12 protein-coding genes and 1 tRNA gene are annotated in these 17,676 nt (G+C 49.9%); 3 read left to right on the top strand and 10 right to left on the bottom strand.

Features of this window, described 5'->3' with window-relative positions:
• Nucleotides 1-319: 319 nt before the first annotated feature.
• The 5 genes from HGH92_RS03760 to HGH92_RS03740 form a co-directional block, all read right to left on the bottom strand.
• Nucleotides 320-694, bottom strand: coding sequence for a DoxX family protein (locus tag HGH92_RS03760; protein ID WP_168869412.1), 375 nt, complete (start codon nt 692-694; stop codon nt 320-322).
• A 351-nt stretch (nt 695-1,045) separates the two neighbouring features.
• A tRNA-Lys gene (locus tag HGH92_RS03755) sits at nt 1,046-1,118 on the bottom strand.
• A gap of 61 nt (nt 1,119-1,179) precedes the next feature.
• Complete coding sequence (locus HGH92_RS03750; RefSeq protein WP_168869411.1) at nt 1,180-1,914, bottom strand: MBL fold metallo-hydrolase; 735 nt, start codon at nt 1,912-1,914, stop codon at nt 1,180-1,182.
• Between the two features lie 92 nt (nt 1,915-2,006).
• The gene (coaA, locus tag HGH92_RS03745) at nt 2,007-2,966 is read right to left on the bottom strand and encodes a type I pantothenate kinase (RefSeq protein WP_168869410.1); all 960 of its coding nucleotides are present in this window, start codon (nt 2,964-2,966) and stop codon (nt 2,007-2,009) included.
• A 7-nt stretch (nt 2,967-2,973) separates the two neighbouring features.
• Complete coding sequence (locus HGH92_RS03740; protein WP_168869409.1) at nt 2,974-4,329, bottom strand: NAD-dependent succinate-semialdehyde dehydrogenase; 1,356 nt, start codon at nt 4,327-4,329, stop codon at nt 2,974-2,976.
• 123 nt (nt 4,330-4,452) lie between these two features.
• On the opposite strand from HGH92_RS03740, the gene HGH92_RS03735 reads away from it, so the two are divergent.
• Nucleotides 4,453-5,619 carry an MFS transporter gene (locus tag HGH92_RS03735; RefSeq protein ID WP_168869408.1) on the top strand — a complete coding sequence of 389 codons (1,167 nt, stop codon included), beginning with the start codon at nt 4,453-4,455 and terminating at the stop codon, nt 5,617-5,619.
• Nucleotides 5,620-5,920: 301 nt separating this feature from the next.
• Here the strand turns inward: HGH92_RS03735 and pyk are convergent, their stop codons facing one another.
• Nucleotides 5,921-7,408, bottom strand: a complete 1,488-nt coding sequence (gene pyk, locus HGH92_RS03730) for a pyruvate kinase (RefSeq protein ID WP_168869407.1) — start codon at nt 7,406-7,408, stop codon at nt 5,921-5,923.
• A 12-nt stretch (nt 7,409-7,420) separates the two neighbouring features.
• Nucleotides 7,421-8,401 carry a 6-phosphofructokinase gene (gene pfkA, locus HGH92_RS03725; RefSeq protein ID WP_168869406.1) on the bottom strand — a complete coding sequence of 327 codons (981 nt, stop codon included), beginning with the start codon at nt 8,399-8,401 and terminating at the stop codon, nt 7,421-7,423.
• A 200-nt stretch (nt 8,402-8,601) separates the two neighbouring features.
• Here pfkA and HGH92_RS03720 point away from each other — a divergent pair, with 200 nt between their 5' ends.
• The gene (locus HGH92_RS03720) at nt 8,602-10,662 is read left to right on the top strand and encodes a prolyl oligopeptidase family serine peptidase (RefSeq protein WP_168869405.1); all 2,061 of its coding nucleotides are present in this window, start codon (nt 8,602-8,604) and stop codon (nt 10,660-10,662) included.
• A 161-nt stretch (nt 10,663-10,823) separates the two neighbouring features.
• Nucleotides 10,824-11,720 carry an SDR family oxidoreductase gene (locus HGH92_RS03715; RefSeq protein ID WP_168869404.1) on the top strand — a complete coding sequence of 299 codons (897 nt, stop codon included), beginning with the start codon at nt 10,824-10,826 and terminating at the stop codon, nt 11,718-11,720.
• Nucleotides 11,721-11,723: 3 nt separating this feature from the next.
• Here the strand turns inward: HGH92_RS03715 and HGH92_RS03710 are convergent, their stop codons facing one another.
• The 3 genes from HGH92_RS03710 to HGH92_RS03700 all read right to left on the bottom strand — a co-directional run bounded on the left by HGH92_RS03710 (nt 11,724) and on the right by HGH92_RS03700 (nt 17,575).
• The gene (locus tag HGH92_RS03710; protein WP_168869403.1) at nt 11,724-12,677 is read right to left on the bottom strand and encodes a hypothetical protein; all 954 of its coding nucleotides are present in this window, start codon (nt 12,675-12,677) and stop codon (nt 11,724-11,726) included.
• Nucleotides 12,678-12,791: 114 nt separating this feature from the next.
• The gene (locus tag HGH92_RS03705) at nt 12,792-14,441 is read right to left on the bottom strand and encodes a hypothetical protein (RefSeq protein WP_168869402.1); all 1,650 of its coding nucleotides are present in this window, start codon (nt 14,439-14,441) and stop codon (nt 12,792-12,794) included.
• 53 nt (nt 14,442-14,494) lie between these two features.
• Nucleotides 14,495-17,575 carry a tetratricopeptide repeat protein gene (locus HGH92_RS03700; RefSeq protein WP_168869401.1) on the bottom strand — a complete coding sequence of 1,027 codons (3,081 nt, stop codon included), beginning with the start codon at nt 17,573-17,575 and terminating at the stop codon, nt 14,495-14,497.
• Nucleotides 17,576-17,676: the final 101 nt, after the last annotated feature.

The raw sequence follows: 17,676 nt of genomic DNA, 5'->3' as shown, positions 1-17,676 counted from the left end.
CCTAAGGATTATGTAACAGATAATATACTTTAGTAAAGGGTAATTAACCTGTATAAAGTACGGGAAAGAAATCGGGGTTATATAAAAGGAACTCAACTAAACGCTCGACTAAAAAACAAAACCCCGCGACTAGCGCGAGGTTTGTAAGTTGCTTGTGATCCCTATGGTACCAAACTCGAACTTTTTGTATATAGATCTGTGTAAGTTAGCCGAAATTGCGCTAGTTTAAGAGCAGCTTGCAGTGCTCTTAAACTGACGGCTGTGAATGGCAGTTGACGACCATTTCGCTAGGTATCGTTATGTTCAATTCGGCTATTCCCTATTGTGAATCCAGAGCAGCGAACCTAAAATATGCAACAACTGCTGATAGGATAAAAACTATCATCAACATTGGGAGCATTTTGTATTCCTTCTGCCTGACGTGAACAACCATACCCGCTAACATGATTGAGCAAAAGGCTGCTGCTGTCATAGGTGTCATAATTGGCGCGATGCCAGAAAGCCATGGGACTATAATGCCGATACATCCTAATAATTCCAGAACTCCTAAAATTCGAATTGGTATTATAGAGCTGCTCGGTTTCAAATGTCCGTCTGCGATGTGCTTTTCTTTACTTCCTGCAATTTTTCCATAACCCGGCAAAATAAAAAATGCGGAGAGAAGCCCCTGTATTATCCACAAAATTGTATTCATCTTTTCATTATGAAGTTAAAAATAATCGATTGAAAACGTTGATGGATGAGCACAGAAAGATGTCCGGAAAAATTTCCAGATTGCTCATCGAAAGATTTTATTTAAATAAAACCTCCTTATTCTTAACTTCTAATTAACCTTTTCTGGGCTGGTCTAACCAAAGATTGACATCTTCCATTTTATGGAGCAATTTGTGATAAACTAGGCTAATATAGTAAAAAATTATGCGAGTAAAAGTTGATTAACCTGTATAGTACGGGAAAGAAATCGGGGTTATATAAAAGGAACTCAACTAAACGCTCGACTAAAAAACAAAACCCCGCGACTAGCGCGAGGTTTGTAAGTTGTCTGTGATCCCGCTGGGACTCGAACCCAGGGCCCATACATTAAAAGTGTATTGCTCTACCAACTGAGCTACGGAATCATCATTCGGTTGAATGGAGCGCGAAGGTATACATTTATTTCATACTTCCAAAAAAATATTTTTACGGAATAATCAATCTGTCTACAAAACCTTCTCCAATAGCGGATTTTAGCATTTCTTTCGTCAGGTAACAATGATTGATAGCTTCCATATGTACGGCTGTTACACGGGTTTGTGCGGGGTGTTGCAGCACCTGCAACACATCTTCGGCCGTCATGGTGATAGGATCTCCGGTGATAAACTGTGCGGCGCCGGCATTGACGATGGTGTCTGTTGGCTGGTACTGGTCAAGTGTGGCTTTTACTTCATCGCACCAGATGGTGTCACCGGCGATATAGAGGCGGTCTGCGCCTTCTTCCAGTACAAAACCGGATACGGGCGCCATCATTTTGCCTATTTCACCGGTGCCATGTTGTCCACCGGTGCGGGATATACGAATTCCTTCCCAGGTGGTGCTGGTGTGGACTGGTATGAGCTGTGTAAAACCTTGTGCTGTGAGTTTTTCCACATCTTCCGGTTGACAGAACAGGGGTAGGTGTTTGGGCACGAGCTGCTGTGCCGCCACGTCCCAGTGGTCCCGGTGAAGATGTGTGACGATCAAGGCGTCAATTGTTTCCAGCATGGCTGACAGTGCCGCATCGCTCAGGGGCAGGTCTATGAGCGGGTTTCGGCGTGTGTTGGCGGCATTGGGAACGGTGTCGAGGGCGTCTTTGTGGCTGAGCATCGGGTCGACCAGTATCTTGTGACTGCCCCATGCTATGATAACGGTAGCGTGACGAAGAAAGTGTATTTGCATGATATTAAGATGAGAAACCAAATATACCATAAAAAATAGTCCGTACCTGCTAAGTACGGACCGGTGGTCATATAACGCTAACGAATAAACGTTTAAGTCTTCCGCAGTTTAACGGACTGCACAAAATGATGGTGCCCTTTTTCCAGTATCAGGCTGGCGCGGTAGCGGGTAGGGGCGATATTCTGTTCCAGGTTGGGTTTGTTGATGTCATCCCATATCTGGGTGGCAAGTTCCACGGTAGCGGCATCTGACAGGTGCGCATAGCGGTGGAAGAAAGATTCCGGGTTCTGGAAAGCGGTGGCCCGCAACGATTCGAAGCGGGAGATATACCATTTGCGGATATCTTTTTCTGCGGCATCTACATAAATAGAAAAATCGAAGAAATCTGACACGAAAATGGCCGGGTCTTTCTGTTGTTGCCGGGGTCTTACCTGCAACACGTTCACGCCTTCTACGATCACGATGTCGGGCTGTTCTATCCATTGCAGCTGACCGGGCAGCACGTCATATTCCAGGTGGGAGTAGAGCGGCGCGGCCACTCTTTCCTTGCCGGACTTCACATCTGCGAGGAAATGAATCAGCCTTTTGATATCATAACTTTCAGGGAAGCCTTTACGGTTCATGATTTTATTGGCTTCCAGTGTTTTGTTGGGATACAGGAACCCGTCGGTGGTGACAAGGTCTACACGCGGGTGATCGGGCCAGGCCTGTAACAGCCGTTGCAATACACGGGCGGTGGTGCTTTTGCCGACGGCTACACTACCTGCTATGCCGATGATGTAAGGCACTTTCAGCTCCTGGCTGCCGAGAAAGCTGCTGGTGGCTTTGTGTAATGTCTGTGACGATTTTACGTACAAATTAAGCAGGTGGGCCAGGGGCAGGTATATCTGGGTGATTTCCTCCTGCGTAAGCGGTTCGTTCATGCCCTGCAGCTGTTCCAGATCGTAATAGTCCTGCAGCTGCAGCAATGCATCGCCGCTCGTTTCTGCCCATTCTTCACGGGAGAAAGTGATATAGGGAGTATATCGTTCTCGTTTAAGGGACGTGGTCATTTTACAGTTATTCTTGTATATAAACAGTCTTGATGTTCAAAAATTCGTGTGTGCCTTCCAGTGACAGCTCCCTGCCATAGCCGGATTGTTTGACACCGCCAAAAGGCAGCCGGGCATCGGACCGCACCATCGCGTTGATAAATACGTTGCCGCTTTCTATCCGTGTGGCCAGGCGGGCGGCTTTGTCCAGGTCGCTGGTCCACAGCGCGGAACCAAGGCCGAAGTCAGTCTCGTTGGCCAGCGCTATGGCTTCGTCTTCGTCGGCAGCTTCAATAATCACGGCCACCGGTCCGAACGTCTCCTCCCGGAAAGCGGTCATATCACTGGTGACGCCGGTCAACAGTGTCGGGGCAAAGTTACATCCTTCATAGGTGCCGCCCAATTCCAGTTTGGCGCCCTGGCGGATGGTGTCCTGCAGTTGTTTGGCCAGTTCTTCAGCAAGGTCCGGACGGGCCATGGGCCCCATATTGGTACTGTCGAGGGTGGGATCGCCCTGCTGCAGGTGCTCCAGCAGATGGCGCACGGCGGCGGTAAAGGCGGGCACGATCTCTTTTTCCACGATCCATCGTTTGGCGGCAATGCAGGACTGCCCCGCGTTTTGCATACGTCCCTGTACGGCGGTCCTGGCGGCGGCTTCCAGGTCGGCATCTTTTAACACGATGAACGGATCGCTGCCTCCCAGCTCCAGCACCGTTTTCTTCAGGTATTTGCCTGCCAGTGCGGCCACACTTTTGCCGGCGGGCGTGCTGCCGGTCAGCGTTACGCCCTGCACCCGCGGATCGGCCACAATCGGCTCCAGGTCTTTGGAAGATACGAGCAACGACTGGAAAGTGCCCTCAGGAAAACCGGATTCCATAAACACTTTTTCGATGGCCAGCGCACAGCCGCTTACATTGCTGGCGTGCTTTAGCAGGCCGGTGTTACCGGCTAATACGTTAGGAATAGCGAAACGGAAAACCTGCCAGTAGGGGAAGTTCCACGGCATAATGGCGAGAATGATGCCCTTGGGCTCATAACTCACGTAACTTTTGTAGGCCTCCGACTCAATAGGCCGTGGCTGTAATATTTGAGTGATGTTCTCTGCGAAGTATTCTGCGGTGGCGGCACATTTCAACACTTCTGCCCTGGCTTCCTTCAGTGTTTTGCCCATCTCCTGTGTGATCAGGGCGGCATGTGCTTCCACGTTAGCTTTTAATGAACCTGCAACCTGCATCATCCATTTCCGGCGCTGCTCCAGCGGTACCTGTAACAACGTGCGGTAGGCCTTTTCTCCTGTCTGTAGCTTCTGTTCAATTTCCGCAGGGGTATGCGGCGTATATTCAGCAATGGTCTTCTGTGTAAACGGATTGATACTTGTAAACATAGCTGTAACCTTTTTGCCCGTAAGCAGTGAAATAATCACAAATTTAGCCATTTCATATTAAACACTCTTTCCCGCCGGGATGAGTGGAGAACTGTATCTTTGCATCTCCAAAAGACAGGTTATATGGCATTAAGCAAATGGAATATCATGATCATGGCCCTTTGCACGGGCCTTATCGTAGCTAATATTTACTACAGTCAGCCGCTGCTGGTACTGATGAGCCAGGAGTTCGGCGTATCTGAAAGCAATGCGGGGCAGGTGACTTTTTTTACACAGGTAGGTTATGCGCTGGGGCTCCTCTTCTGTGTTCCGTTGGGTGACAAGCTCGAGCGTAAAGGGCAAATTATCGCCATGACTGCAACGGCCGTAGTGGCCCTCGCAGCAGCAGGCTTCTCCCAAAACATCCTGATGCTGAAAATCACAGGACTGCTGATAGGTTTTACGTCTGTGGTACCTCAACTGATACTGCCGCTGGCAGCACATCTGACTGATGCGGCCAACAGGGGCAAGGTGATCGGCACTATTATGAGCGGACTGCTGGTAGGCATATTGTTGTCCCGCACGCTGAGCGGCGTAGTGGGGCACCACTGGGGCTGGCGTGCCATGTTCTTCATCGCTGCGGGTATCAGTGCGTTACTCGTGGTAATCATGATCTTTTCGTTTCCCCAAAGCAAACCACAGTTCACCGGTACCTACGGTGACCTGATGAAGTCGTTGCTCACGCTGGCCAAAGAACAACCGATGCTGCGTGAGGCATCTGCTATCAACGCCTGCTGTTTTGCGATGTTCGGCATGTTCTGGACCACCGTCGTGTTCCTGTTGTCTGATAAACCGTTCCTGTACACCAGCGAACAAATAGGCCTGATGGGCCTGGCTGCTGCTGCGGGCGCACTGGGCGCCCCGTTGATAGGGCGCATCGCAGACAAAAAGAATCCGCGTATAGCCATTGGGTATGGTATCATCTTCCTGCTGGCCGGTTACGCGATGTTTTATGTCTTCCAGGCAAACATCATCGGAATCATCATTGGAATCATCGCGATAGACCTTGGTTTACAAGGTATCCATGTCTCCAACCAAACACGCATATACGCACTGCTGCCGGAAGCACGCAACCGCCTGAACACCGTGTTTATGACGACCAGCTTTATCGGCACTTCCGTTGGCTCAGGCTTAGGGTTATGGGTTTGGTCAGTAGGCAAATGGAATGGGGTGTGTTTAGCCGGCACACTGCTGATACTTACCGCGCTGATGATATATTTGGCTACCTACAAAAAGCCTTCCCAGGGCTGAAGCCCTGGGCTACGTTTAGAAACCAGGGCTGCGGTTTCTTTACATCACATATAAACGCTATACACCTATCATTAGGGCTATAGTTTCTTTATATAACATTACAAAAGCTATACTCCCATCATCAGGGTCATAGCCTCCTGTATCACCTACCAGGACTACACGCCAACAGTCATAGCTACCACTGATGCAAGGACCCAAAAAACTAATCGTAGCCCAGGGCTTCAGCCCTGGGCCAAAAGGAGAGGCTCGCCATTTAGGCGAGCCTCTCCTTTTATATAAATGTCAGATTTTCTGCAGAAAACTATTCCACACGGGTAATTTTGAGCATGTTAGTTGGCAGGTGCAGTTTTACTGGTGTGCTGCCGGTGTTTACTGCCACATCGCCCACTTTGATGAATCCTCTTTCTTTCAGGATGTTGATCTGATCGAATACGATATCATCGAGGCTTTCTTCTTCTTCATAGTAGAAGGCGCGTACACCCCAGCTGAGGCTCAGTTGGTTTACCAGTGTTCTTTCTTTGGTGAACACGTACAGCGGTGAACGTGGACGGTAGCTGCTCAGCATAAAGCCGGTATAACCGCTCTGGGTCATGCCGATGAGGGCATCTGCGTCCAGGTCTTCAGCGATTTTACAAGCGTTGTAGCAGAGGGCGTCGCTGAGGAAGGTAGGGGAGTGGCGGTGAGGGATCAGGTTACGGTTGTAGATGATCGCTTCTTTTTCCACTTCCATGATGATTTTGTGCATGGTCTGGATCACCAGTTCAGGGAACTGTCCGGTAGCGGTCTCACCGCTGAGCATCACGGCGTCAGAGCCTTCCAGTACGGCATTGGCCACGTCGGTGATTTCGGAACGGTTCGGACGGGTGCGGTCGATCATGCTTTCCATCATCTGCGTAGCTACGATAACGGGCTTCGCGCGGTGGATACATTTACGGATAATATCTTTCTGGATCATCGGGATCTGCTCTACCGGCAGTTCTACGCCGAGGTCGCCACGGGCGATCATTACGCCGTCACTTTCCCAGATGATTTCTTTCAGGTTTTGGATCGCCTCCGGTTTTTCTATTTTGGAGATGATTTTGATTTTGGAGTTCCTTGCTTCCAGGCGCTTGCGCAGATCGGTCAGGTCTTTTACGCTGCGTACGAAAGACAGGGCTACCCAGTCCAGTTCCTGGTCGATGATGAACTCGAGGTCCACCACGTCCTTTTCGGTCAGGGCCGGCAACGATACTTTGGTGTCTGGCAGGTTAAAACCTTTTTTGGAAGACAGCACGCCGGGCAGGCTTACTTCGGCTTTGATTTCACCGGTAGGAAGCAGTTCCTTTACTACTGTTTCGATTTTACCGTCGTCCAGCAGGATTTTCTGGCCAACGCGAAGATCTTTGTACAGGTCAGGGTAGGAAACGTAGATTTTTTCCATGTTGCCCACTACTTTTTCGTTGACAAAGGTGAGGATATCACCTTTTTTCAGCGGCAGGGCGTTATTTTCAATTTCACCAACGCGGAGTTTCGGTCCCTGAAGGTCTCCGAGCATGGCTACGTTGTAAGGTTCGGTCTTGTTGATCTGACGGATATATTCAATGATCCGCAGTTTATCTTCGTGCGAGCCGTGGGAGAAGTTGAGGCGGAATACGTTTACGCCCGCTTTCACCAGCGCCAGCAGTTGTTCATAGGTATCACAGGCCGGACCAACAGTTGCCACGATTTTTGTTTTACGGGAAGAGTGTGCTCTGCCGGCAGCGTTGTCCATCTGCTTGTGATAGTATTTCGAAAGATCCTTTGTACTCATAAGTCTTATTTTTTAACTCGCAAGAATTTTAACAATCTTAAACCATTCGGGGTCAATTTCCTGTTTGGCTTTAACGGCTTTGTCCAGGGGGGTATAATGGATCTTGTCGTTTACGATCCCGATCATGACATTGTGAATGCCTTCGAGGAGGGCGTCTACAGCGGCATAGCCCATACGGCTTGCCAGGATACGGTCTGTACAGGAGGGAGAGCCACCCCTTTGGATATGTCCGAGGATACATACTCTGGTATCCAGTTGCGGACAACTTTCTTTAATGCGGCGTGCTACTTCATTGGCGCCTCCGGTTTCGTCACCTTCAGCCACCACGATCAGATTTACCAGTTTTTTGCGGCGTTCATTGGCCTGCAATTCTTCAATAATGTCGTGCAATTCGGTTTTGCGCTCAGGCATCATAATATGCTCGGCACCAGTGGCGATACCGCTGTGTAAAGCGATGTAACCGGCGTCACGGCCCATTACTTCGATCACAAACAGCCGGTCATGCGCGTCTGCGGTGTCCCTGATTTTGTCAATGGCATCGATCGCAGTATTCACCGCCGTATCAAAACCAATGGTGTTGTCAGTTCCCGCAATGTCCTTGTCAATAGTACCAGGCAAGCCTATACAGGGAATGTCAAATTCCTGGCTGAATTTCTGAGCTCCATTGAACGAACCATCTCCCCCGATCACAATCAACCCGTCAATGTTGTGCTTTTTCAGATTTTCATAAGCTTTCTTTCGCCCTTCATATTCATAGAACTCTTTGCACCGGGCGGTCTTTAAGATGGTGCCTCCGCGTTGAATAATGTTGGCAACAGATTTGGACTCCATCGGGAAGATTTCGTTCTTTAAAATTCCCCTATATCCATACATGACGCCGAACACATTCAGCTGATGATAAATGCCCGTTCTTACCACCGCACGAACGGCTGCGTTCATGCCCGGGGCATCTCCACCGGAGGTAAGGACTGCAATGTTGTTCAATTTTTTCATATAAATTGCTAAAAAAATATCTTAAAGGCGCACAAAAATAACATTTTGCAATTGTTTTCTAACAGTTATCTTATGAATTAACCTAAATATTTAATTTTAATCAAACAAAGTAGCTAATTTTTTTAAAAAATATAGGCATGTTGAAAAAGACTAATAAGAGTTGGTTGATATTAGGCATGAGTTTAATGACAATGGAAGGTATGGCACAACAAAAAAACTGGCAATATCCGGTAGCTAAAAAAGTAGATACCATTGATGATTACCATGGCACCCGTATCCCTGATCCCTATCGCTGGCTCGAAGATGACCACAGCGCAGAAACAAAAGCCTGGGTGGACGCTGAAAATAAAGTGACCCGGGAGTACCTCGAAGCCATCCCTTTCCGCCCCGCGGTTAAAAAAAGACTGGAGGAGCTCTGGAACTACCCCAAAAACGGCGCACCGGTTAAACATGGCAATTATTATTACTTCTTTAAAAATGATGGCCTGCAGAACCAGGCCGTCCTGTACCGCAGCACTACCCCCGACGGTACCCCGGAAGTATTTATAGATCCTAACAAACTGTCAGCCTCCGGTACTACCGCCCTGGGAGCCCTCACTTTCTCCAAAGACGGGAAATATGCGGCCTACCTGATCGCCAAAGCGGGGTCCGACTGGCAGGAGGCATATGTAATGGACGTGGCCACCCGCCAGCTGCTGTCGGATAAACTGGAATGGATCAAATTCAGTGGCCTCAGCTGGAGAGGCGATGGCTTCTACTACAGCCGCTACGACAAACCGGACGAACAAAGCAAACTGTCCAAAAAGAACGAATTCCAGAAAGTATATTTTCATAAAATCGGTCAGCCACAGGAACAGGACGAGCTGATTTACGTGGACAAGGAACATCCGCTCCGCAACGCTACTGTCAGCGTAACGGAAGATGAACGTTTCCTCATCCTCTCCACCACGGAAGGCACTTCCGGCAGAGAGCTCTGGTACCGGGATATGCAAAACCCGGCACAGAGGTCCTTCTCCCTGCTGGTGAAAGGTTTCGCGAACGAGCCCTCTGTAATTGACAACGACGGCGGCAAACTGCTGGTGCTTACCAACCATCAGGCGCCTAATTATAAAGTGGTGCTGATCGATCCGGCCAGCCCGGCGGAAGCCAACTGGAAACTGATAGTGCCGGAGAAAAAAGAAGTACTGCAGAATGTAGGCAACGCCGGCGGTAAAATGCTGCTGTCATATCTGAAAGACGCTTCTACCCGCGTATATCAATATGATTACAGCGGCCGCCTCGAACATGAAGTCAAACTGCCGGGCATCGGTACTGCCAGCGGCTTCGATGGCCGGAAAGAAGACCAGGAGCTGTTCGTTACCTATACCTCTTTCGTAGCGCCGCCAACGATTTACCGTTATGATATCAAAACAGGTAAGATGTCCCTGTTCAACAAAGCGGCGGTAAAATTCAATCCGGACGATTATGAAACCAAACAGGTATTTTTCACCAGTAAAGACGGCACCAAAGTGCCGATGTTCCTGTCTTCCAGGAAAGGCATGAAAAATAACGGCAACAACCCCGTGCTGATCTACGGTTACGGTGGTTTTAATATCGCACAAACACCCGCCTTCAGCGTTTCCAACCTGTACTTTATGGAACAGGGCGGCACCTATGCCGTGGTGGCGCTGCGCGGTGGCAGCGAATATGGCGAAGCATGGCATAAAGCCGGTATGAAGGAAAAGAAACAAAATGTGTTCGATGACTTCATCGGCGCAGCAGAATACCTGGTTAAAACCAAATATACCAATCCCGCTAAAATAGCGATCCGCGGCGGTTCCAACGGCGGCCTGCTGATAGGCGCCTGCATGACGCAACGTCCCGATCTCTTTAAAGTGGCGCTGCCGGCAGTAGGAGTAATGGATATGCTGCGCTTCCAGAAATTCACCATCGGCTGGGCCTGGGCAGTGGAATATGGCAGCAGTGACAACGCAGAGGATTTCAAATACCTGGTGAAATACTCACCGCTGCATAACCTGAAACCCGGTGTTGCTTACCCGGCTACGATGATTACAACCGCTGATCATGACGATCGTGTGGTGCCGGCACACTCCTTTAAGTTTGCCGCCACATTGCAGGCCAGCAACGCAGGCCCCAATCCGATGCTGATCCGCATTGAAACACAGGCAGGCCACGGCGCAGGCAAACCTACGTCCAAACTGATCGACGAGGCAACGGACATGTGGTCTTTCACCATGTATAATCTCGGTATGAAACCCTAGATAATTACGAATTACGGATTACGAATTACGAATTGAGGGTTGTCTTATAGAGCGGTTAATTATTGGCCTTTCTATAAAACAGCCCTCAATTCGTAATTCGTAATCCGTAATTCGTAATTGCTTTTTTCTTATCTTTAAAGACAGCGTACTAATATGGCATTATGAAGGTATTAATTACAGGTAGCAATGGACTGTTGGGACAACATCTGATCCCGGTATTCGTCCAAAACAAGACATACGATGTAATAGCCACAGGCAGAGGTACTAACCGTTCCCCTCAACGCGACCATTACATTTACGAAGCGGCAAACCTGCGGGACGCCGGCAGCGTACAGCAGCTGGTCCAGAAACATCAGCCGGACCTGATCATCCACAGCGGCGCCATGTCACAGGTGGACGACTGCGAGAAAAACAAAGATGCCTGCTGGGATACCAACGTAGGCGCTACCCGTTATCTCGTCAATGCGGCAGAAAAAATAAACGCCTCCTTTATCTTCCTCTCTACAGACTTTGTGTTCGATGGCCTTAGTGGCCCGTATGACGAAGAAGCTCCTGTCAATCCCATCAATTATTATGGTACAAGCAAAGCGGCGGCAGAACGACTGGTGCGTAACAGCAAGCTGTCATGGGCCATCGTGCGTACCGTGCTGGTATACGGCGTGTCCAACGATCCGCATCGCAGCAATATGATCACATGGGTGAAAAACAATCTCCAGCAGGGCAAGAAGATCAAAGTGGTAGACGACCAGTGGCGTACGCCTACCCTGTGCCAGGACCTGGCCACAGGATGCCTGCTGCTGGCAGAAAAGAAAGCAACCGGTACGTTCAATATTTCCGGCAGTGAAGTATTGACGCCTTATGATATGGCCCTTAAAACGGCCGAGTATTTTCAGCTGGACACCAGCCTGATTGAAAAGATTAGCTCCAAAAGCCTCGCCCAGCCAGCCGCCCGTCCGGCCAAAACCGGTCTGATCATCGATAAGGCGGTCAGGGAGCTGGGATATCATCCGCATACTTTCGCAGAAGGACTGGACATCGTGGCTGCGGAAATCAAATAAGCGCTAGTATTCCAGGTATGCCTTATTGATACCGAACTTACTCCTGTTTTCCTGCAACTCGCTTGTGGTATCTATCGGTAAAGATCTTACCGGTACGGCTACTTTATAAAGATTATCGCGGCGGTACATCACTACATTCTGTTTCCAGCTTTGCCTTTTTACCGCTTTTTTGGCGGCTGAAAGGCTGTCCTGGAACTCCTCCAGCACAACGAAATACGAAATAGAGTCTGACACAGCAGGCGTTGCCGCCCGGCTGCTGTCGGGAGCAGGCCTATGTTTGGTGCTGTCTATCGTCACTACCGGTGCAGGGATATTGACAGGCGCCTGACGGCCGATATACCACCAGGCGGCCAGTCCGCCAAGCAGGATCACCGCGCCGGCCACGGCCCACCACCATCTGAAAATACTGCCTTCTGTCACGGCCTCGAGCGTGTTTTCCTCTTCAGGGGTCATCACCGGCTCTACGGCCTCCGCGGACGGCGGCACCGGCACCTCGGCCGGCATGGCAGAAGCAGGGGGAATGGCCGGCGGTGCGGACGGAACAGCAGGTTCTTCCCGCTGTATCGGCGCAATGGGAATGTCGGCAGGGTCTACCGGCAGCTCTTCCGGATGGAAATGCAGATTGCCGGCAAAATCGCCCTGTAACTTGCCAATACCGGGCAGTTCCAGCGCCTGCCCGGGCTGCAGGGCCTCCCTGAATTCTTCAATGTACTTTTCCAGCTTCCGCTGCGCTACAGCCGGCACCAGGTTCTCCTTCAGGGCTATCCATTCCAGGCAGGAGCCGTCATCCTGCCACGACTGCGTGAAGACCACCTGGTCCCGCGGCGGCAGCAACGTTTGTGCGCCGGCGTTATACCTGGCCGGAAAGTGCTGGATGGAAAAGGTGCCAATGTGGGGAACAACGCAAATCCGCTGCCTGAACAATACTTCCTGGATATATTGCTGTAGTATCAACATGAAGAGGTGTTTGTGGTTAATATTCCTATGAAATCACAAAGCAGCAAAGCAGCAAATATCATCTTTGCGTCTTTGCTGCTTCGTCTCTTTGCGAGCAACTAAATTAACTCAAAATCAGAACTTCACCATAATTCCGCCTACGATGTTGAAACCATAGGTAGGATAAAGGTACCAGCGCTGATAATGGGAATTGAATATGTTATTGGCGTTCAGCCACAGATTGAAGTTTTTGCCGATATCGTAGGAAGCGCCGGCATTCATGTCCCAGGCGCTGCTCGTTTTGCCGAAATCCTTGTTGGGCAACACGTAATAGCTGCCGCTGAGGGCAAACAGGTCTGCATTCAGGTGCAACTTCTTATTAAACGTGTATTGCAGGAACAGGTCGCCCTGGAAAGGAGGCAGGTGCCAGGGTTTTACTTCAGTGGTCTGCTTGTTATAGTTGTACCAGTCGAAAGTAACCCTTGCCTGGAATTTCTCCTCTTCAATATAACCTACCTCCGCATGCAGCTGGAATGCGCGTAACTGCTCTTCGTTGCGGGTGGTGAAGTATTTGGTGTCTGCTGCGTCGTTCACGAACAGGGGCATATTGTACCACGTAACGGACGCAAACTTCGTGTTGTAGTTGAAATGCCCGCCCAGTGTACCTTTGATACCTGTATACTTTTCTTCTACGCGGGTATTGAGTATACCGTCCACCAGGCCATTGAGGAACGGATTTTTGTTGGCCAGATTACGGTAGGAGTTCTTGTCGAAATACGAAATCCAGCCGCTGCTCAGGATCAGCTTTTTGCGTACCAGGTGTGATTCATTCACGATGTCAGGCAGCAGGTAAAACTTATCGTTGGTCCAGGTGGGATTTACGCCGGCATGCAGCACAAAGCCCGGTTTGATGATGTCTACTGACGGATGGATGGCCACCACATTGTTGTTGATGTTACGGCCGTTGTCCTGTTTGTAGGTAGACAGGTCAAAAACACCTTCTGCTTTGATATAGATATCTTCAAATACCTGCTTGCGCACCGGTATTTTAGCGATGAAAGTATTTTCTGTGCGTTTATAGGAATCGTTGAAGGCGATGAACTTCACCGTAGGCTGGAACTGGAACGCCCAGTCGTTTTGCGGGCGGTTTTTAAGTCCCACCTGCGCGGTCAGCGTGTTAAAGGTCTGTGCCACGTCTTTTTTGTCGTATTTCACGCTGTCGTGGTTATAACCGTAGTAATGAACGGTATTGCGGTCATAACCGATGCTGGCGTCCAGCTGCATGGTGGGCAGGAGGTATGAACCGGAAGCCAGCGCATTGAGGTTGCTGTAGTTCTGGTCGGATATTTCCTTGCCTTGCGAGCTGGTGTAATTGACAAACAGGCCATAATTGTACACGTCTTTGCGGCCACTGCCGAAACCTGCCTGTACATATGGTGTTTTATAGTTGCCGTAACCAAGTTTGATAAAATTGTTCTGCAACATCGACAGGGAGTCTTTGCCCAATGCCAGTGGTTTCAGCGGCGCGGCCTGGTACATGAAATTCAGGTTGAGGGCCGGCACCTGGTATTTCAGTACGGGCCTGCTGGTGTCCACACCGGGCAGAGAAGCGGTCAGGTTCAGTTTATAGGCGTCACGGAGCTTAGGCTGGTTGGTGGAAATGATATCGATCGTTTCCTGTTTCAGCGGCTCCTGTGCCCATGCCTGCTGATGATGAAGGATGCCTGCAAGGCATATGCCTGCTATGGTAAAAGCGCGTTTGCGATGTATGTTGAGAATATTCATGCTGTCGTAATCTTAAAATCTTAAAATTTGAAAATTTAAAAATTCTCAAATGGCTACGGTTTCTTAGGTTTTTTACCAGCTGCTTTTTCTGCTGCTTCTGCCTGGGCGAACTTTTCTTTTGCTTCGGCTTTCAGCTCCGGAATGGGGCAGTTTTCAGCGATGCTCTGGAAAGTGGCCTTGGCGTTGAAGTAGTCCTGCTGACGGAAATACACGTCACCCAGCAGGATATATGATTTAGCCACCCACACATCGTAGGAAGGCGTGTTTTTGATCACATCGAAACCGGCTTTTTCAGCTGCTGCCAGGTCGTTCTGCTGCAGGTAGCAGTCAGCCATATCATAACGGGCTTCCGCACCGGTTTCAGATTTGGTCAGGCCGGCAACGGTTTTGAACTCGGCCAGCGCGTTGGCGTATTGTTTCGCCTGTTTTTGCGCTTTGCCCAGGTAAAAATGTGCGATGATCTGGTCATCGGTGCTGATGTTGGCGGTAGACAGGAGCATTTCGGCATAGTTGCCTACTTCGTCCCAGTGTTTCAGCTGATAGTTGCTGCGCAGCAGGCCACGGGTGGCGGCGAGGCTGTTTTCCTTGCTGGTGGCCAGGTCCTGTAATTGCAGGTAGTAGCTGCGCGCTTTATCATAGTTTTTGGTTTGATAGAAATTGATGTTGGCCGCCTGCAGGGCTGACCGCTCGGCGTACAGGCTGTTATTGCGGGACAACACAAATTCATATGCCGGCAGCGCGTTCGTATAGTCTTTGTTGTTATAGGAACACTCAGCCTTATAGAAATGGGCGGGCAGAATAAACTGGCCGTTGGGATATTTCTGGATATAGCTGTTGAAGGCGGTGATGGCGCCGGAGCAGTCGTTGTTGGTAAAACGCGCTTCTGCGGCGGCATAAGCCAGGGAGTCTTCTGCGGTGGCAGTAACGGTACGGCCACTGGCCTTCAGGAAAGCAAGGTAGTCGTCTGTTTTGCCCTGGCCAACGTAGATGGACTTGATGCTTTGCAACGCTTCGTTGCTTTCCGGTGAACCGGGGAATTTCTCTACTACCTGGCGGTAATAGGAGAGGGCTTTGTTTTCATTGTCTTTGTTATAGTAGCACAGGCCCAGCTTCAGTAAGGCTCTTGGGGCATTGGCGCCGTTAGGTTGTTTCTGCAGTACGTTTTCCAGGTAGGGAATGGCTTCATTGTATTTCTCCTGGGAGAGGTACGTGTTGGCGATTTCCATATCTGTCTGGTTGCCGAAGTCAGAGGTTGGGAATTTGTTGCCCAGTTGTTTCAGCAAGGCCAGTTTATCTGCCTGTTTGCCCTGAAGGCCAAGGATAATGGCTTTCTGGTAAATGGCATAGTCGGCACCGGGATCATTGTTGGTGATGACACGGTCGTACAGCGCGAGCGCTTTCGGGAACTGGCGCAGCATATAATAACAGTCGGCAGCGCGGAGGGTGGCGTCGTTGGCTATCCTCGTGGCATTGGGGCCGCTGGCTTTCTGTGCTGTTTCAAAATGCGGCAGTGCTTCGGCGTATTTGTCCTGTTTGAGGAGGCTGTAGCCGAGGTTATAGCTGGCGGTCTGTGCATTGGCTTCGCCGGATACCGGCGGCGTGCTGCTCAGATAGGCGTTCAGGTTAGTGATCGCTTTGTCCGTTTTATTCTGGCGCAGGGCTATTTCTGCTTTCCAGAACTGGGCCAGCTGCTTGGTCTGTGCGTCGTAAGGGTTATTGATGGCGATGTCCAGGAGGCGGTCGGCTTCTGCCAGCTGCTGGTCGTTGATCAGCTCAGTGGCTCTGCCGTAGGCTATTTTCTGGTACGCTTTCAGTACGGTCGGGTTTTTATCGCCGATCTGCTCGATGGTGGCGAGACCGTCGCGATAGTTGTTGGTATTCATGAAGAGGCTCACGAGTATTTCGCGGGCTTCTTTGTTATAGGCGGACTGCGGGTACGTCTTCACGAACTGTGTCAGTTCATTGAGGGCGGCGTCCTGGTAGCCCAGCTCATAGGAGAGTTTGCCGTAGTTGAAACGGGAAATTTCCTGTTGCTGTGCGTTGGAGCTGTTGTTGGCGCAGAAGGCGAAGGCGTTGCGGGCGTTGGCTTTCTGGCCGGTACGCAGGTAGCAGTCGCCCAGCAGGTACATGGAGTTCTGTCCCAGGGAGTCTTTGGAGCTGCTCAGCTGTTTGAACCCGCTGATGGCCTTGTTCAGGTTACCGGTCTGATAGTAGGAATAAGACAACTGATAAATATCTTCATTGCGTACTTCGTCGGCATTGTCCTGGAATTCCTGTAACAGGGGCAGGGCTTTTTTATAGTCTTTACGTTCGAAGTAAGCTTTGCCGAGCAGCTGTTTCATTTCTGCTTCGTAGTACTGGCCGCCCTGGCGCAGCAGCGGCTCGGTGTACGAGATCAGCTGGTCATGTTTGCCCTGGAAGTAATAGATCTCGGCGATGTAGTAAGGCACAATGTTTTTGTACTTCGGATCTTCCACCACCTTCTGGAAGCTGTTGAGCGCTTCTCCGTACTGATGGTTGTAGTAGGAGATAAAGCCATAGTAGTAATTGGCCGGCACATAGTACTTGCCCTGTATTTCCCGGATGCCGGCAAACAGGGGCTGTGCTTTCTGAAAGTCTTTGACGTTGAAGTAGCAATAGGCCAGTTCAAACTTCGCTTCGGCTATTTCCGCGTTGGAAAGGTTGTCGATGCTGGCTTTTTCGTATAGCGGTATCGCGTCTTTGAACTTGTTCTGGTGGAAATAATATTTGGCCAGCTGGTAGCTTACCAGTTGCTCGCGGGCGTTGTTATTGAATATTTTAAGGTATTCCAGCGCTATTTTTTCCGCATTGTCCTGTCCCAGTTTGAGGGCGCATACAGTGTAATAATAATAGGCGTCGGACTTTACCAGGTCGCGGTTGGTTTCATGGAAATAATCGATGTTGTCGATCGTTTGCTTGAAAAGCTGCATGGATACGCTGTACTTTTCCTGCTGGAAGTACTGTTGTGCATCTTTGAACACTTTTTCCGGATCGGTATAAATACGCGTCTGCTGCGCATGGGCAGCGGGCATCCCTGCGATACCTGCGCCGGCGAAAGTCAGCATGGATAAGTACAGATGTCCTGGAATAAAAACTTTTCTTATGAAATGCATGCTTTAGCTGTTATATCTTGAATTATGCGTTTTAAACGAATTCCTGCCGGAAAATATTTTCCCGTCAGGTATTATCGGAACAGTATCAGGGACACAAACCA

This window comes from Chitinophaga varians, assembly GCF_012641275.1.
In the GTDB taxonomy this organism is placed as follows: Bacteria; Bacteroidota; Bacteroidia; order Chitinophagales; family Chitinophagaceae; genus Chitinophaga; species Chitinophaga varians_A.
Note: the sequence above shows the minus strand (reverse complement) of the source record. Positions and strands in the feature narration are given on the sequence as shown.

Bases quoted from the DNA above. Each gene is read 5' to 3' on its own strand.
- HGH92_RS03760 (WP_168869412.1), bottom strand. From the start codon at position 694: ATGAATACAATTTTGTGGATAATACAGGGGCTTCTCTCCGCATTTTTT.
- HGH92_RS03750 (WP_168869411.1), bottom strand. From the start codon at position 1,914: ATGCAAATACACTTTCTTCGTCACGCTACCGTTATCATAGCATGGGGC.
- coaA (WP_168869410.1), bottom strand. From the start codon at position 2,966: ATGACCACGTCCCTTAAACGAGAACGATATACTCCCTATATCACTTTC.
- HGH92_RS03740 (WP_168869409.1), bottom strand. From the start codon at position 4,329: ATGTTTACAAGTATCAATCCGTTTACACAGAAGACCATTGCTGAATAT.
- HGH92_RS03735 (WP_168869408.1), top strand. From the start codon at position 4,453: ATGGCATTAAGCAAATGGAATATCATGATCATGGCCCTTTGCACGGGC.
- pyk (WP_168869407.1), bottom strand. From the start codon at position 7,408: ATGAGTACAAAGGATCTTTCGAAATACTATCACAAGCAGATGGACAAC.
- pfkA (WP_168869406.1), bottom strand. From the start codon at position 8,401: ATGAAAAAATTGAACAACATTGCAGTCCTTACCTCCGGTGGAGATGCC.
- HGH92_RS03720 (WP_168869405.1), top strand. From the start codon at position 8,602: ATGGCACAACAAAAAAACTGGCAATATCCGGTAGCTAAAAAAGTAGAT.
- HGH92_RS03715 (WP_168869404.1), top strand. From the start codon at position 10,824: ATGAAGGTATTAATTACAGGTAGCAATGGACTGTTGGGACAACATCTG.
- HGH92_RS03710 (WP_168869403.1), bottom strand. From the start codon at position 12,677: ATGTTGATACTACAGCAATATATCCAGGAAGTATTGTTCAGGCAGCGG.
- HGH92_RS03705 (WP_168869402.1), bottom strand. From the start codon at position 14,441: ATGAATATTCTCAACATACATCGCAAACGCGCTTTTACCATAGCAGGC.
- HGH92_RS03700 (WP_168869401.1), bottom strand. From the start codon at position 17,575: ATGCATTTCATAAGAAAAGTTTTTATTCCAGGACATCTGTACTTATCC.